The 17,120-nt window shown below is 68.7% G+C and carries 8 protein-coding genes; 6 read left to right on the top strand and 2 right to left on the bottom strand.

Features of this window, described 5'->3' with window-relative positions:
• Nucleotides 1-16: 16 nt before the first annotated feature.
• The 4 genes from QFW96_RS10650 to QFW96_RS10635 are packed head-to-tail and all read left to right on the top strand — an operon-like array spanning nt 17 to nt 3,796.
• A complete protein-coding gene (locus tag QFW96_RS10650; RefSeq protein WP_281455406.1) occupies nt 17-1,147 on the top strand; it encodes an MCE family protein in 1,131 nt (376 codons plus the stop codon).
• A complete protein-coding gene (locus QFW96_RS10645) occupies nt 1,147-2,250 on the top strand; it encodes an MCE family protein (RefSeq protein WP_281455405.1) in 1,104 nt (367 codons plus the stop codon). The genes QFW96_RS10650 and QFW96_RS10645 overlap by 1 nt, the downstream gene beginning before the upstream one ends.
• A 12-nt stretch (nt 2,251-2,262) precedes the next feature.
• Nucleotides 2,263-2,781, top strand: coding sequence for a nuclear transport factor 2 family protein (locus tag QFW96_RS10640; RefSeq protein WP_281455404.1), 519 nt, complete (start codon nt 2,263-2,265; stop codon nt 2,779-2,781).
• A 37-nt stretch (nt 2,782-2,818) separates the two neighbouring features.
• Nucleotides 2,819-3,796 (top strand): hypothetical protein, encoded by a 978-nt coding sequence (locus QFW96_RS10635; protein WP_281455403.1) that lies wholly within the window; start codon nt 2,819-2,821, stop codon nt 3,794-3,796.
• 235 nt (nt 3,797-4,031) lie between these two features.
• On the opposite strand, the gene QFW96_RS10630 is transcribed toward QFW96_RS10635, so the two are convergent.
• Entirely contained in the window at nt 4,032-7,301 is a 3,270-nt protein-coding gene (locus QFW96_RS10630) for a CHAT domain-containing protein (RefSeq protein ID WP_281455402.1), read from the bottom strand.
• Between the two features lie 1,082 nt (nt 7,302-8,383).
• Here QFW96_RS10630 and rpoB point away from each other — a divergent pair.
• On the top strand, nt 8,384-11,878 hold the full coding sequence (rpoB, locus tag QFW96_RS10625; RefSeq protein WP_281455401.1) for a DNA-directed RNA polymerase subunit beta: 3,495 nt from the start codon (nt 8,384-8,386) through the stop codon (nt 11,876-11,878).
• 116 nt (nt 11,879-11,994) lie between these two features.
• A complete protein-coding gene (locus tag QFW96_RS10620) occupies nt 11,995-15,906 on the top strand; it encodes a DNA-directed RNA polymerase subunit beta' (RefSeq protein WP_281455400.1) in 3,912 nt (1,303 codons plus the stop codon).
• Nucleotides 15,907-16,573: 667 nt separating this feature from the next.
• Here the strand turns inward: QFW96_RS10620 and QFW96_RS10615 are convergent.
• Complete coding sequence (locus QFW96_RS10615; RefSeq protein ID WP_281455399.1) at nt 16,574-17,047, bottom strand: DUF6319 family protein; 474 nt, start codon at nt 17,045-17,047, stop codon at nt 16,574-16,576.
• Between the last annotated feature and the right edge of the window lie 73 nt (nt 17,048-17,120).

Below are 17,120 nucleotides of genomic sequence, written 5' to 3'. Positions count from 1 at the left end.
GGTCAAGGTGGGTGCGGTGGCGACCGTCGGCCTGCTGGCGCTGTCGGGGTGCTCCTCGCGCGGCGTCTACGACATGCCGCTGCCCGGCGGGGCCGACGTCGGCGACCGCCCGTACGACGTGAAGGTCCGCTTCGCCGACGTCCTCGACCTGGTGCCCAACGCGGGTGTGCGGGTCAACGACGTCGCCGTCGGCAAGGTCTCGAACATCAGCCTGGCGCCCGGCAGCTGGGACGCCGAGGTGACCGTCACCGTCAACGGCGACGTGAAGCTGCCCGCGAACTCCATCGCGCGGCTGCGCCAGTCCAGCCTGCTCGGTGAGAAGTACGTCGAACTGGCCGCGCCGCCGCAGGCCGCCTCCGGGCGGCTCTCCGACGGCGACACCATCGGGATCGATCGCACCAACCGCAACCCCGAGGTGGAAGAGGTCCTCGGCGCGCTGTCGCTGCTGCTCAACGGCGGTGGTGTCGCGCAGCTGCAGGACATCACCAAGGAGCTCAACAAGGCCATGAGCGGACGCGAGTCCGACATCCGCGGCCTGCTCAACAACCTCGACGAGCTCGTCGCCGGGCTCGACGCGCAGCGCGACGACATCGTGCGCGCGCTGGACAGCATCAACCGGCTCTCGGCCAAGCTCAACGAGCAGCGCGGCAGCATCGACACCGCGCTCAACGACCTCGGCCCCGGGCTGCAGGTGCTCAACGAGCAGCGCGGGCAGCTGGTGACCATGCTGCAGTCGCTGGACAAGCTCTCGGGCGTGGCGACCGACGTCGTCGACAAGTCCCACGAGGACCTGGTGCACGACCTCAACCAGCTGGCCCCGACGCTGCACCAGCTGGCCGCCGCGGGCGACTCGCTGCCGAAGTCGCTGGAAACCCTGGTCACGTTCCCGTTCCCGGACAACGCGGTGCAGGGCATCGGGGGCAGCGACTACAACAACCTGTTCCTCAAGGTCGACCTGAACCTGAGCACCATCGTGGACAACCTCGGGCGCTCCCGGCAGCCGCTGATCCCGCTGCCCGACTCGGTCCCGCTGCCGCTGAACGGTCAGCAACAGGAGCAGCAGCAACCCGCACCGACCCAGCCGAAGCCGGAGCAGCAGGAATCCGGCGGCGGTGTGCTGGGCTGGCTGTTCGGAGGTGACAACTGATGCTCACCCGTCGAGCCCGATTCCAGATCATCGGCTTCGTGCTGATCGCGCTGATCGGTTGCAGCTACGCCGGATTCAAGTACGCCGGTGTCGACCGGCTCTTCGGCAACCGCGGTTACGTGGTGGCGCTGCAGCTGGCCAGCACCGGCGGTGTCTTCCAGAACGCCGAGGTCACCTACCGGGGCGTGCCGATCGGCCGGGTCGGCGAGCTGAAGCTCACCGATGACGGCGTGCAGGTCCCGCTGGACATCGAGAACAGCGCGCCGCCCATCCCGTCCGATGTGGAGGCCGTGGTCACCAACCGCTCGGCGGTCGGTGAGCAGTACGTGGACCTGCGTCCCAAGCAGGACAAGGGCCCGTACCTCAAGGAGGGCTCGGTCATCGCCGAGTCCCGGACGACCACGCCGCTGCCGGTCCAGGACCTGATGATGAACCTGGACGGGTTCGCCAAGTCGGTGCCGCAGGACTCGCTGCGCACCGTCGTCAGCGAGCTCGGCACCGCGTTCCGCGACAACGGCGGACACCTGCAGACCATCCTGGACACCTCCCGCGAGTTCACCACGCAGGCGCAGAACCACCTGCCGCAGACGGTGCAGCTGCTGGAGGACGGCAAGACGGTCCTGGGCACGCAGAACGAGCAGGGCTCGGCCATCAAGTCGTTCAGCAAGGACCTGAACCTGCTGTCGCAGTCCCTGGAGAAGTCCGACGGGGACCTGCGCGGCGTCATCCAGAAGGCGCCGCCCGCGGCCCAGCAGCTGTCCGGGCTGATCAAGGACAACCCGCGGATCGGCCCGCTGCTGGCGAACCTCACCACGACCTCGCAACTGCTCTCGGCGCACCGGGACGGCATCGAGCAGCTGTTCATCAGCTACCCGGCGCAGGTCGCGGTGTCCAACACCGTCGTCCCCGGGGATGGCACCGCTCACTTCGGACTGGTTCTCAACCTGTTCGACCCGATGCCGTGTACCAAGGGATATGAGGGGACGCCGGAACGCACCGGTACCGACATGTCGCCGGCACCGCTGAACAAGGACGCGCGCTGCGCGGAGCCTCCGGGCAGTCCGATCAACGTGCGCGGCGCGCAGAACGCACCCGGGCAGTAAGAGAGGCAACACGTGACCGAAGAAGCCGAGACCGCTCGCCGGCGGCCCACGCTGTCGCTGGTGCTGTTCGTGGTGAGCCTGGTGTGCGCCCTGGTGTTCGGGGTGTTGTGGGTGTTCGCGCTGAACAACTCCTCGGTCGCCTACGCCGAGACGCGCGACGCGGCGCTGCAGCAGGGCCAGGAAGCGATCATCAACTTCAACACCCTGGACCACAAGGACGTCGACCGCGGCCTGCAGCGGTGGGAGGACTACTCCACCGGGCCGCTGCGGGACGAGGTCAAGAAGGGCCGCAAGGACTACGCGACCCGGATCCAGCAGGCGAAGAGCACCACCACGGCGCGCGTGCTCGACGCCGGCATCGCCGAGCTCGACGAGAACGCGGGCAAGGCGCGGATGATCGCGGTCGTGCAGATCACGGTGACCGTCGAGGGCCAGCCCCCGGCCAACAAGCAGGATCGCTACCAGGCAGAACTCACGCGTGAGGGCGACGTCTGGAAGCTCAGCGGACTGGGCACCGTCCCGGTCGGCTGAACGGCGACACCCGAGAGCGATTCGAGGAGTACAGCCAGTGCCAAGCAACCGCCGTTCCGGCGCGAACCGGCAGCCTTCGGCCCGCCGGCCGAAGGTCGCCGGCCTGCGCAAGCGCCCCACCTCGCCCGCCTCGACCGACGCCGCCCCGGCGGAGGACGAGGCGGTCAACGGCACTGCGGTGACCGAGCAGCCGGAGGCCGCCGAGGCCCCGGCCGGGTCGACCGGGTCGGAGGAGTCCGAGGCCGCTGCGTCGTCGGGGGAGTCCGGTTCGTCCGAGGCGGCTGAGCCGTCGGAGACGCCCGAGTCCGTTGAGGAGCCCGGTTCTTCCGGCGATTCCGGGTCTTCCGAGGGGGTCGGTTCTCCCGAGGGCCCCGGGTCCACTGAGGAGTCCGGGGTGTCCGATGAGGACGAGTCCTCCGACGCGTCCGGTGCGGCCGCGACGTCCGGGGAATCCGCGACCTCAGGGGGGTCCGAGTCCGCTGAGGCCGAGTCGGAGTCCTCCGAGGCCGAGTCGAAGTCCGGGAAGCCGTGGGTGCTGTGGGCGGCGACGGCCCTGCTGTTCGCGCTGGCGATCTTCTTCGGCGTCGCGACCTACACGACCTACAACACCGGCCCGGCCGCCAACGAGGCGCTGACCTCGGCGGGCGAGACCAGCGAGGTCAACGGTCAGGTCAGCGACGGCGTCCAGAAGCTGTTCTCCTACGACTTCAACGACACGGCCAAGACGGAGAACGCCGCCAAGGACCTCCTGGTCGGCTCGGCCGTGCAGAAGTACAACGAGCTGTTCGCCCTGGTCAAGCAGCAGGCCCCGCAGCAGCAGCTGATCGTCACGACCACGGTCAAGAACAGCGCGGTGACCCGCCTGGAGGGCGACCGCGCCGAGGTCCTGGTCTTCGTCGATCAGCACGCCATGCGCGCCAACACCGGCGAGTCCAACATCGGCCCGGCGCAGCTCTCGGTCTCCGCCGAGAAGCAGGGCGACACCTGGAAGATCGCCAACCTCACCCTCCGCTGACCGACCCTCCACGAGCCCCTCCCGCCCGAAACCTCGGTGCCGGAGGGGCTCGTGCGTCAGCAGGGGGCAGTTTTAGCCATAACTGTCCGGGCAAAAAGGACATTGATCATGGGTGATTATGGCTAAAACTGTCCCCTGGTGAGCCGAGAACCCCCGCACCTCCCCAGCCCCTCTGCACTTCCACCCCTCCGCACTTCAACCTTCCGCACTTCCGTGGTGCGGCAGGGTGGCGGGGTCAGGGGCCGACGTGGATGTGGGCGCTCCAGGTGGCGTGGTCGTTCGGGCGGGCGTTGCGGAGCTCCCGGGCGGCGTTGTGCAGGGCGTAGGCCGCGCCGTCGGTGCCGTAGCCGTTCTGCCCGAAGACCTCCGAGTAGAAGTCCGCGTGCGCGTCGATCGAGCTCGTCGCGTCGACCTCCCACAGGGTGCCGATGACGTGCGTGAACCCGGCGAACCCGAGCGCCGAGGCCAGCGACAGCGCCGCCGCGCACGGCTGATCCGCCGCGGTGGCCACCTGCCCCAGGTAGCAGAACTCCGCCTGGTCCAAGGCGACCTGACCGAGCTCCACCAGCCCCAGCGGCCGCTGCCCGTCCCGGTCCAGCAGCATCCCCGCGGCCGGCTGCGCCGGGAACTGCGAGCTTGGCTCGCAGACGTGCACCCACGGGTAGTTCGGCAGCATCCGCAGCACGTCGGTCGCGCTCGCGCTCTCCGTCGAGACGATCTCCGCGGTCGGCCAGAACCGGGCCAGCACCTGGTTCTGCGGCGGCAGCTCCCGCGACACCTGGACCGCCGAGCCCGCCGCCACCAGCGCCTCGCCCTCCGGCACCGGGCGGGTGCGGGCGCGCAGCAGGCAGCCGAGCGTCGGCGTGTACGAGGACACGACCCGGTCCAGCGCCGAGGCCCCGGCGTGCGCGGTCGCGGCGTGCAGCGGCAGGTACGCAGCCGCCCCGAAGCAGCTCCACCAGACGCGCGGCCAGCGGGCGCCCGCGGCGGGCGTGTTGAGGTACCCCATCCGGTCCAGCACCGGACGCACCACCCGCACCCACGTCCAGTCCAGCACCTCGGCCATCGTGGCGTGGTCGTCCTGCTGCGCGGCGGTCAGCAGCGCCAGCGACTGCTCACCGGCCTTGTCCGGGGTCGCGTGCGAGATCGGGACGGTCAGCACCCGGCCGCCGAAGATCACCAGCACGTCCGACCGGTACCGGCTGAGGTTGACGATCGCCACCGACCCGTCACCGCCGACCCCGCTGAGCTCGGAGAACGGCCGCACCCGCAGGTGGCCGGGCTGAACCTCGCGCACCTCGGCGATCAGCGCGGACCAGGCGTCGGCCAGCCGCATCCGGTCGTCGGCGTCGCCGAGGTCGGGGTCCTCGGCCGGGCGGTCCAGCAACCGCCGCAGCCGCACGACCTCGTCGGCCAGGTCCGGGTGGTCGCGGTGCAGCGCGCCGAGCTCTCCGCCGCTGGGCAGGAAGTCGGCCAGGATCGCCGACCGGCCGTGCTCGATGAGCTCCACGGCCTTGTCCGGCTCACCGGCCTCGATGGCGCTGGCCGCGGCGTCCGCCACGATCGACGCCCACCGCTGCTGCGCGCTCGGCGAGGCCACGACCCGCTTGCCGCGCGTCATCAGCGGCAGCAGCTCGACGGCGGTGGTGAACGACTCCAGCGCCTCCGACCAGCGCTGCTCCTGCGCGCTGATCCGGCCCGCCAGCGCAGCGGCCCGCAACCGCTGCTCGGACGGGGCGTTGCCCTGACCGGCGGCCTCGGTGAGCACCTTGCGCGCCCACCGGTAGTACCGCCTGCGACCGGTGCGCTGGTGCAGCGCCTGCAGCGCGAGCCCGAGCTGGATGGACACCGCCGCCCGGCCGGGGGTGGTCTCCGGCATCGCGATCAGGGCCTGGTCGAACAGCTCGATCGCGGTCTCGACGTCCTGCGCGCGCCCGGCCCGCTGGAACCGGTGGGTGAGCACGGCGCCGAGCTGGACCCACGCGATCTGCTGGGTCTGCGGCACCGCGTCCTTGGCCGCCTCGCGCGCGAGGTCGGCGGCGCGGTCGAGGTCGTCGCGGCTCTCGCCGTGCTCGTAGCGCACCAGCAGGCTCGTGTTCAGGGCGGTGATCATCCGCGCGCGCTGCGACGGCGCCGCGGCCTCCACCGACGCCTCCCCGGCGGTGACCGCGGTGTCCAGCGCCTTGGCCTCGCCGCCGTGCAGGAAGTGCCTGCGCAGCAGGATCGCGTAGCCGCCCAGCGCCAGCGAGCGGGAGGTGTCCTCGGCGGCCATCGCCCGCACGGCCGGGGTGATCGGCCGCAGCACGCGGCGCAGCTGCCCGGACTCGCCGGTGGCGTCGACGTGCTCGATGGTCGCCGCGCACAGCTGCCACACGGCCGTGCCGAGCTGCGGGTTCCCGCCTTCCAGGACCCCGAGGACGCCGATCAGCTCGTTGATCGCGGAGTTGAGGTCGGTGAGGTCGCCGTTGCGCTGGAAGCGCAGCCGCAGCGCCTCGGCGTAGCGGCACAGCCCGCCGCGCCGGGTGTCTCCGTCCGGCAGCGCCCCGGAGCCGGCCGCGAGGTGCTTGATCGCCTCGTCGAGGTCGTCGGGGTCGCTGCCGCGCTGGTAGCGGCGCATCAGCGCGGCGCCGAGGTTGATCAGCAGCTCGGAGGTGGTGGCGTCGGAGGCCGGGGAGATCCGGGCGGCCTCCCGGAACACCGCGATCGACTCCTCGTCGGACTCCGGCGAGTCGGCGAGCTGGGCGTGCAGCTTGAGCGCGTTGGCCAGCCGCAGCAGCACCATCGGCCGCCGCTGGTCGCGCTTGGGCGTCTGGGCGACGGCGTCGCGGGCGACCTGCGCGCCGTCGGCGGCGATCCGGGGCTGACCGGTCTTGGCCGCGAGGTCGGTGAGGGCGAGCGCGAGGTTGCAGAAGTAGAGGATGCGGTCGCGGTCGCCGGAGTGCGCCGAGTCGGTGGCCGAGCGGTAGTAGCCGATGGCGTCCTCGAGGTCGGCGAGGTCGCGGCTCTGCACGTAGCGCAGCTGCGCGGCGCTGCCGAGGTTGTTGAGCACGCCGGCCCGCGCGGGGTCGTCCGCGCGGAGCACGCCCGCGGTGTTGCGGAAGATCTCGGTGACCCAGGGCAGGTTGGTGAAGTCGAGGCTGGTGACGATCTGGTTCATCGCCGCGATGGCGTCCGCGTAGCGCTGCTCGGCGCTGCGACGCTCACCACTCCCTGGTCCGGGGTTGGGCGGGCCCGGGTGCTGTCCGACGGCCCGGTGCCCGCCGGTTCCCGGATTCGTCCCGTAGCCCGGGTTGGTCCCATATCCCGGGTTGGTCCCGTAGCCCGGGTTGGTGCCGGTGTGCGGGCCGCCCGATCTCGCGTCGGGCGCTTCCCCGGTGGTCTCGCCGTCGTCCTCCGGCGCGAACCAACTGGATTGCGAGGGTTGCTGGCCGCTCTGGTCCTGGCCTCCGGTCCAACGCTGCAGCCCGCGGAACCGCTCGCTCGCGCGGCTTGCATCGTCTGTCATCGGTCGTTTCTCCTGTGGCCTGCCGGGCACCGGTCGGGGGCCGGTGGTGATCTCACGTTACCGGCGGAGGTAATTGTCGAGTAGCCCATGTGTTACTCGGTGGGATCGCCTCCGGAGGCTGCGCGTCCCCCCGTTGGATGTAATTGCTGAGCTTCGATGGGAGAAACTACTAGCTCTGCGCGACGGGTTCAGCCCCGTAGGGGAATGTTTGAGGCAACCCGTGGTCTCGATGCGGTCAAGCGAGCATGATCATCGCTCCGCGTTGATGTCGAGGCTCGTTCGCTACGACGTTCGGGGGACGGCCGTCCAGGTCATGAGGCGCGGCGCCACACACCGTAGTTGATCATGAACGGTCGTTTCCAGATGCTCTCGGGCCGCCCGAGTGGTCTCGGGTGGTCCCGCGAATTGGCGTGGACCAATCTTTTCAAGATCGCGAAAGTGGGACGCCCGAATTTCTTCGCGCGGTCCAATCCGCCGGGTGTGCGAATTGGGTCGCGTGGGGCGGGTGGGAATTGCGCCGACCCCCTCGGAGGGAGGAGCGAACCGCCCACTTTCGTGTGGACCTTCCACCCGCCGGGTGGTCTCGGGTGGTCTCGACGACCGCGCGATGTGATCCGCGCGGCCTCGCGCCACCCTCCTCCGTGGACTCGCAGGAGGGTTCAGAGCGTTGTCAAGAGCCGATCGGAGGGGGTTCGCCAACGGCGTGACGGGAGTACCGCATACGATGATCAAAAGCGCCTGACCAGGTTAAAAAGGGTTCTCAGCGGTCACGTGAGGTGATCGTGTTTTCCGCCACGAGAGTGATCGATCGGTGATCTCTTGACTGAGAGCGCGTGCGGGTTCACTCTGGTCCTCAACGCGGGGCTGGGCCGCCATCGGTGGGCCCCCTCGACAGCTGGCGTCCTTCCGGCTAGACTGCTACTTTGCGCTGCCCTCTTATTGGTCTGTCCCGCACTGGACCGTAGGATGGTCGGCGCCATTGCACCCTTGACAGCTGTGCTAGCGATCTGCGCGCTTGCCTGACGCGCGCTTGTTGCGGCGAGCACGGCTGTAGCCAGTTCAGAGTCCCGGAAGGACGCATCTTGGCAGTCTCCCGCGCGACCAAGGTCTCTGCAGCTTCCAACTACACGTCGGGGATCCCTGGGGCACCCAAGCGGGTCTCGTTCGCGAACATCCGCGAACCGCTGAACGTGCCGAACCTGCTAGACCTGCAGATCCAGTCCTTCGAATGGCTTGTCGGTAACGAGGCCTGGTTCCAGCGCCGGGTCGACGCCGGCGAGGACAATCCGGTTGGTGGTCTTGAGGAGGTCCTGAGCGAGATCTCCCCGATCGAGGACTTCTCCGGATCGATGTCGCTGTCTTTCTCCGATCCGCGCTTCGACGAGGTCAAGGCCTCCGTCGGGGAGTGCACGGACAAGGACATGACCTACGCTGCCCCGCTGTTCGTCACCGCGGAATTCACCAACCACTCCACTGGCGAGATCAAGAGCCAGACGGTGTTCATGGGTGACTTCCCGATGATGACCGACAAGGGCACCTTCATCATCAACGGAACCGAGCGGGTCGTCGTCTCCCAGCTCGTGCGTTCCCCCGGTGTCTACTTCGACCAGTCGGTCGACAAGACCACCGACAAGGACGTCTTCAGCGTCAAGATCATCCCCAGCCGCGGTGCGTGGCTGGAGTTCGACGTCGACAAGCGCGACACCGTCGGTGTCCGCATCGACCGCAAGCGCCGCCAGCCGGTCACCGTGCTGCTCAAGGCGCTGGGCTGGTCCACCGAGGCCATCCGCGAGCGCTTCGGCTTCTCCGAGACGCTGATGGCGACCCTGGAGAAGGACCACACCGGCGGCACCGACGAGGCGCTGCTCGACATCTACCGCAAGCTGCGCCCGGGCGAGCCGCCGACGAAGGAGAGCGCGCAGACCCTCCTGGAGAACCTGTTCTTCAAGGAGAAGCGCTACGACCTGGCTCGCGTCGGCCGCTACAAGGTCAACAAGAAGATCGGTCTCTCGCAGTCCTACGAGACCGGCGTGCTGACCGAAGAGGACATCGTCACCACCATCGAGTACCTGGTCCGCCTGCACGCGGGCGAGACCGAGATGGCGGCTCGCGGTGACGAGGCCGGCGACAACATCCCGGTCGAGGTCGACGACATCGACCACTTCGGCAACCGCCGCCTCCGCACCGTCGGCGAGCTGATCCAGAACCAGGTCCGGGTGGGCCTGTCCCGCATGGAGCGCGTCGTCCGCGAGCGGATGACCACGCAGGACGTCGAGGCGATCACGCCGCAGACCCTGATCAACATCCGCCCGATCACGGCGGCGATCCGGGAGTTCTTCGGCACCTCGCAGCTGTCGCAGTTCATGGACCAGACCAACCCGATCGCGGGTCTGACGCACAAGCGTCGCCTCTCCGCGCTCGGCCCGGGCGGTCTGTCCCGTGAGCGCGCCGGCATGGAAGTCCGAGACGTGCACCCCTCGCACTACGGCCGCATGTGCCCGATCGAGACGCCGGAAGGCCCGAACATCGGTCTGATCGGCTCGCTGGCCACGTTCGCTCGGGTCAACCCGTTCGGCTTCATCGAGACGCCGTACCGCAAGGTCATCGACGGCCGGGTCACCGACCAGATCGACTACCTCACGGCCGATGAAGAGGACCGCTACGTCAAGGCGCAGGCGAACGCCAAGATCGACGACGAGGGCAACTTCGTCGACGACCGCGTCCTGGGTCGGCGGAAGGGCGGCGAGGTCGAGCTGCTCGCCCCGAACGAGATCGACTACATGGACGTCTCGCCGCGGCAGATGGTCTCCGCCGCGACCGCGATGATCCCGTTCCTGGAGCACGACGACGCCAACCGCGCCCTGATGGGTGCGAACATGCAGCGTCAGGCGGTGCCGCTGCTGCGCAGCGAGTCCCCGCTGGTCGGCACCGGCATGGAGCTCCGCGCCGCGGTCGACGCCGGTGACGTGATCACCGCCGAGAAGGCGGGCGTGGTCGAGGAGCTGACCGCGGACTTCGTCACGATCATGGCCGACGACGGCAGCCGCCGCTCGTACCGGATGCAGAAGTTCTCCCGGTCCAACCACGGCACCTGCATCAACCAGAAGCCGATCGTCAACGAGGGCGACCGGATCGAGGCGGGTCAGGTCATCGCGGACGGTCCGTGCACCGAGAACGGCGAGATGGCCCTGGGCAAGAACCTGCTCGTGGCGATCATGCCGTGGGAGGGGCACAACTACGAGGACGCGATCATCCTGAGCCAGCGCCTGGTGCAGGACGACGTGCTCACCTCGATCCACATCGAGGAGCACGAGGTCGACGCCCGCGACACCAAGCTCGGCGCCGAGGAGATCACCCGGGACATCCCGAACGTCTCCGACGACGTGCTGGCCGACCTCGACGAGCGCGGCATCATCCGCATCGGCGCCGAGGTCCAGGGCGGCGACATCCTGGTCGGCAAGGTCACGCCGAAGGGCGAGACCGAGCTGACCCCGGAGGAGCGCCTGCTCCGCGCCATCTTCGGCGAGAAGGCCCGCGAGGTCCGCGACACCTCCCTGAAGGTGCCGCACGGCGAGACCGGCAAGGTCATCGGCGTCCGCGTGTTCAACCGCGAGGACGACGACGAGCTGCCCCCGGGCGTCAACCAGCTGGTCCGGGTCTACGTCGCGCAGAAGCGCAAGATCTCCGACGGTGACAAGCTCGCCGGCCGCCACGGCAACAAGGGCGTCATCGGCAAGATCCTGCCCGCCGAGGACATGCCGTTCCTGTCCGACGGCACCCCGGTCGACATCATCCTGAACACCCACGGTGTTCCGCGTCGTATGAACATCGGCCAGGTGCTGGAAACGCACCTCGGCTGGATCGCGTCGCGGGGCTGGACGATCGACCCGGACGCCGAGTGGGCCCAGCGCCTGCCGGAGGAGCTGCTCGACGTCGAGCCCGGCACCAACACCGCCACGCCGGTGTTCGACGGTGTGCGGGAGGAGGAGATCACCGGTCTGCTCGCCTCGACGAAGCCGAACCGCGACGGCGACCGCATGGTCGGCGCCGACGGCAAGGCGCAGCTGTTCGACGGCCGCAGCGGTGAGCCGTACCCGTACCCGACCGCGGTCGGCTACATGTACATCCTCAAGCTGTCGCACCTGGTGGACGACAAGATCCACGCCCGTTCCACCGGCCCGTACTCGATGATCACCCAGCAGCCGCTGGGCGGTAAGGCGCAGTTCGGTGGTCAGCGCTTCGGTGAGATGGAGTGCTGGGCCATGCAGGCCTACGGTGCGGCCTACACCCTGCAGGAACTGTTGACGATCAAGTCCGACGACGTGGTGGGCCGCGTCAAGGTCTACGAAGCGATCGTCAAGGGCGAGAACATCCCCGAGCCGGGTATCCCGGAGTCGTTCAAGGTGCTGCTGAAGGAGCTTCAGTCGCTGTGCCTGAACGTCGAGGTGCTCTCCAGCGATGGCGCCGCGATCGAGATGCGCGACACCGAGGACGAGGACCTGGAGCGCGCCGCTGCCAACCTCGGCATCAACCTGTCGCGCAACGAGAACCCGTCGGTGGACGACATCGCTCACTGACCCTCGCCGCCGGCCCGGGGGACTGCTCCCGGGGGCCGGCGACCGACCCAACCTGGCACTCGCTTCCCCCGGTGGCACCGGGAGGAGCACCATTCGACCAAGGGAGAAGACCCGACGTGCTTGACGTCAACTTCTTCGATGAACTCCGCATCGGCCTCGCCACGGCCGACGACATCCGCCAGTGGTCGTACGGCGAGGTCAAGAAGCCCGAGACCATCAACTACCGAACCCTGAAGCCGGAGAAGGACGGGCTCTTCTGCGAGAAGATCTTCGGTCCGACCCGGGACTGGGAGTGCTACTGCGGTAAGTACAAGCGGGTCCGCTTCAAGGGCATCATCTGCGAGCGCTGCGGTGTCGAGGTCACCCGCGCCAAGGTGCGCCGCGAGCGGATGGGCCACATCGAGCTGGCCGCCGCCGTCACGCACATCTGGTACTTCAAGGGCGTTCCGTCGCGGCTGGGCTACCTGCTGGACCTGGCCCCGAAGGACCTCGAGAAGATCATCTACTTCGCGGCCTACGTGATCACCGGTGTGAACACCGAGCTGCGGCACAACGACCTGTCGACGCTGGAGAGCGAGATCAGCGTCGAGCGCAAGCGCGTCGCCGACCAGCGCGACGCCGACCTGGAGGCCCGGGCCCAGAAGCTCGAGACCGACCTGGCCGCGCTCGAGGCCGAGGGCGCCAAGAGCGACCAGCGCCGCAAGGTCAAGGAAGGCGCCGAGCGCGAGATGAAGCAGCTGCGCGACCGCGCGCAGCGCGAGCTCGACAAGCTCGACGAGATCTGGGACACCTTCACCAAGCTGGAGCCCCGTCAGCTCATCGCCGACGAGGTCCTCTACCGCGAGCTCTACGACCGGTACGGCGAGTACTTCACCGGTGGCATGGGCGCCGAGGCGATCCAGACGCTGCTGGCGAACTTCGACATCGGTGCCGAGGCCGAGTCGCTGCGCGAGACCATCCGCAGCGGCAAGGGCCAGAAGAAGCTGCGCGCCCTCAAGCGGCTCAAGGTCGTGGCGGCCTTCCAGGCCACCGGCAACGACCCGAGCGGCATGGTGCTCAACTGCGTGCCGGTCATCCCGCCGGACCTGCGTCCGATGGTGCAGCTGGACGGTGGTCGCTTCGCGACCTCCGACCTCAACGACCTGTACCGCCGCGTGATCAACCGCAACAACCGCCTCAAGCGACTGATCGACCTCGGCGCGCCCGAGATCATCGTCAACAACGAGAAGCGGATGCTGCAGGAGTCCGTGGACGCGCTGTTCGACAACGGCCGTCGCGGGCGTCCGGTCACCGGCCCGGGCAACCGGCCGCTGAAGTCGCTGTCCGACCTGCTCAAGGGCAAGCAGGGTCGTTTCCGCCAGAACCTGCTGGGCAAGCGAGTCGACTACTCGGGCCGTTCGGTCATCGTCGTCGGCCCGCAGCTGAAGCTGCACCAGTGCGGTCTGCCGAAGGAAATGGCAGTCGAGCTGTTCAAGCCCTTCGTCATGAAGCGGCTGGTCGACCTCAACCACGCGCAGAACATCAAGTCCGCGAAGCGGATGGTGGAGCGCCAGCGCCCGCAGGTGTGGGACGTGCTGGAAGAGGTCATCGCCGAGCACCCGGTGCTGCTCAACCGTGCTCCCACGCTGCACCGCCTCGGCATCCAGGCCTTCGAGCCGCAGCTGGTGGAGGGCAAGGCCATCCAGCTGCACCCGCTGGTCTGCGAGGCGTTCAACGCCGACTTCGACGGTGACCAGATGGCGGTCCACCTGCCGCTGTCGGCCGAGGCCCAGGCCGAGGCCCGGGTCCTGATGCTGTCCAGCAACAACATCCTGTCGCCGGCCTCCGGTCGGCCGCTGGCGATGCCGCGTCTGGACATGGTCACGGGCTTGTACCACCTGACCCGCCTGGTCGAGGGCGCCAAGGGCGAAGGCCTGGCGTTCTCCTCGGTCGGCGAGGCGATCATGTCCTTCGACCGCGGCGTGCTGGACCTGCAGGCCAAGGTCAAGATCCGGCTGCGGGACCTGGTCCCCAACGCCGAGCAGATGCCGGAGGGCTGGGAGCCGGGCCAGCAGTGGATCGCCGAGACCACGCTGGGCCGCGTCTGGTTCAACGAGCTGCTGCCGGAGGACTACCCGTTCGTCGACGACCTGCTGCCGAAGAAGAAGCAGGCCGCGATCGTCAACGACCTCGCCGAGCGGTACCCGATGGTCACCGTCGCCCAGACGCTGGACAAGCTGAAGGACGCCGGTTTCCACTGGGCCACCCGTTCCGGTGTGACCGTGTCGATCACCGACGTGGTCGTGCCGCCGAACAAGACCGAGATCCTCGACAGCTACGAGGCCAAGGCGGACCAGGTCGAGAAGCGGTACCGCCGCGGTGCGCTGTCCTACCAGGAGCGCAACGCCGAGCTGGTCAAGGTCTGGACGGCGGCCAAGGACGAGGTCGCCGAGGCCATGGAGACCAACTTCCCCGAGGACAACTCGATCAGCACGATCGTGAAGTCCGGGGCCGCCGGTAACATGACCCAGGTCGTTCAGCTGGCCGGTATGCGTGGTCTGGTGTCGAACCCGAAGGGTGAGTACATCCCGCGCCCGATCAAGGCGAACTTCCGCGAGGGCCTGTCCGTGCTGGAGTACTTCATCTCCAACCACGGTGCCCGCAAGGGTCTGGCGGACACGGCGCTGCGCACCGCCGACTCGGGTTACCTGACCCGTCGTCTGGTGGACGTCTCGCAGGACGTCATCGTCCGCGAGACCGACTGCGGCACCGAGCGCGGTGTGAAGATGCCGATCGCCGAGGTGCTGCACGACGGCCGGATCATGCGTCACCAGCACGTCGAGACCAGCGTCTACGCCCGCACGACCGCCGAGGACGTCACCGACGCCGACGGCAACATCGTGCTGGCCCGCGGTTCGGACCTGGGCGACCCGGCGATCGAGAAGCTGCTCGCCGCCAAGGTCACCAAGGTCAAGGTCCGCAGCGTCCTGACCTGCGAGTCCGGCGTGGGCGTCTGCTCGGTCTGCTACGGCCGCTCGATGGCCACCGGCAAGCTGGTCGACGTCGGCGAGGCCGTCGGCATCGTCGCCGCCCAGTCCATCGGTGAGCCCGGTACGCAGCTGACGATGCGCACGTTCCACCAGGGCGGTGTCGCCGGTGACGACATCACCACCGGTCTGCCGCGTGTGCAGGAGCTGTTCGAGGCCCGCGTCCCGAAGGGCAAGGCCCCGATCGCCGACACCTCCGGCCGCATCCGGCTGGAGGACAACGACCGCTACTGGAAGATCACGATCATTCCGGACGACGGCGGCGAGGAGATCGTCTACGACAAGCTGTCCAAGCGTCAGCGGCTCGCGGCGATCTCGGTCGACGGCACCGAGCGGCAGATCTCCGACGGCGACCACGTCGAGGTCGGGCAGCAGCTGCTCGAAGGCGCGGTCGACCCGCACGAGGTGCTGCGCGTGATGGGCCCGCGCGAGGCCCAGCTGCACCTGGTGAACGAGGTGCAGGAGGTGTACCGGTCGCAGGGTGTGGGCATCCACGACAAGCACGTCGAGGTCATCGTCCGCCAGATGCTGCGCCGGGTCATCATCATCGACTCGGGTGCCACCGAGTTCCTGCCCGGTTCGCCGGTCGAGCGCTCGCAGTTCGAGGCGGAGAACCGCCGCGTCGTCGCCGAGGGCGGCGACCCGGCTTCCGGCCGTCCGGTGCTGATGGGCATCACCAAGGCGTCGCTGGCCACCGAGTCGTGGCTGTCGGCGGCCTCCTTCCAGGAGACGACCCGCATCCTCACCAACGCCGCGATCGAGGGCGCGAGTGACAAGCTGGTCGGCCTGAAGGAGAACGTGATCATCGGTAAGTTGATCCCGGCCGGTACGGGCATCAACCGGTACCGCAACATCCAGGTGCAGCCGACCGAGGAGGCACGGGCCGCGGCCTACGCGATCCCGTCCTACGACGACAGCTACTACACCCCGGATGTGTTCGGCGCCGGCACCGGTGCGGCCGTCCCGCTGGACGACTACGACTTCGGCCGGGACTACCGCTGAAGTTCCGAGTGAAGTAGCCGAGAGCCCCTGCCCGACTCCTCCGGGCAGGGGCTCTTTCTCGTTCCGGGACCGCCACGAGCGGCGCGGGGTGGAGCGGACTGCTGTGCTCCGTCCCCGGCCGCGTGACCGGGTTCGTGCTGGTCAGTCCTCGTCCGCGGGCTCGTCGCCCGCGGCGGGCTGGGCGTCGTAGTGGTCGGCGAGGGCTTCGGCCTCGATCTTCGGCATGGGCAGGGTCTGCTCAACGGGGGCTTGGGTCATGGTTCTGGAAGCTAGTCCAGGTGAGACCCGACCGGAACCGCCCTTGATCATTTCGTTGACTACTCCGGATCGACCCAGGCCCGTCCTCGGACCGTGGGTTTGTGGGGTGGGGAAGTTTTCATGAAAACTGCGCTCCCCACAAACCCAGGGGAAGTTTCACCGGAAACTTCCCCCGACGAACCCGGGAACCCCGCCCCACCAGCACGTTCTCACGTTGTGGGGGTGGGTGAGATGTCAGTTGAAACCTCGGTTCGGGGACGTGGAGGGGGAAGTTTTCATGAAAACTTCCCCACCCCCACAACGAGCCCGGAGGACTCTGGACATGAAAAAGCCCCTGCTGGGCAGGGGCTTTCTCATGTCCAGGGGGCCGTGCCTGGGAGGGGACCACGGCGCCCCGGGAGTCTTCGGGTCAGCCTTCGAGCTCGGCGAGGGCCTTGCGGACCCGCTCGACCTCGGCCTCGAGTTCGGCGAGCTTGGCCTCGTGCTGCTGGCGGGCTTCGTTGATGACGCCTTCGATGGTCTCGAAGATTTCCGGGTTCAGCTCGGCGGCGGCCTTGGACACCGCGGCGGCGGCGACCGGCAGGGCCTGGACGACGCGCTTGCCCTGGTGCATCAGCTCCGCCTGCCACTCGCCGTCGGCGGTGCCGGTGACCGTGAGGGTGAGCTCGACCGTGCGGGTCTTCTTCGCCGAGCTCTTGCGGGTCTGGCGCTTCTTCGGCGCTTCGGCCTCGGCAGGAGCCCCGGAAGTCTCAGCGGGAGTCTCGGCGGCAGCCGGCGCCGGAGCTGCCGGAGTCTCGGGCGAGGTCGGCTCGGTGGCGACAGCGGTGGAGGCGGTGCTGTCGAAGCCGGTGGCCTCGGCCGGGGTGGTCTGCTCTTCGGTCAACTTGTCTCCTGTTTATCGCGGGAGGGGACACCAGAATAGAACAAGTGTTCCCCGTTCGTGCTACGGACACGGC

The sequence above is a fragment of the Saccharopolyspora ipomoeae genome, assembly GCF_029952525.1.
GTDB lineage: Bacteria > Actinomycetota > Actinomycetes > Mycobacteriales > Pseudonocardiaceae > Saccharopolyspora > Saccharopolyspora ipomoeae.
This window is presented reverse-complemented; position numbering and strand designations above follow the sequence as displayed.

Coding starts and splice junctions, on each gene's coding strand:
- QFW96_RS10630 (WP_281455402.1), bottom strand. CDS start 7,301: ATGACAGACGATGCAAGCCGCGCGAGCGAGCGGTTCCGCGGGCTGCAG.
- QFW96_RS10645 (WP_281455405.1), top strand. CDS start 1,147: ATGCTCACCCGTCGAGCCCGATTCCAGATCATCGGCTTCGTGCTGATC.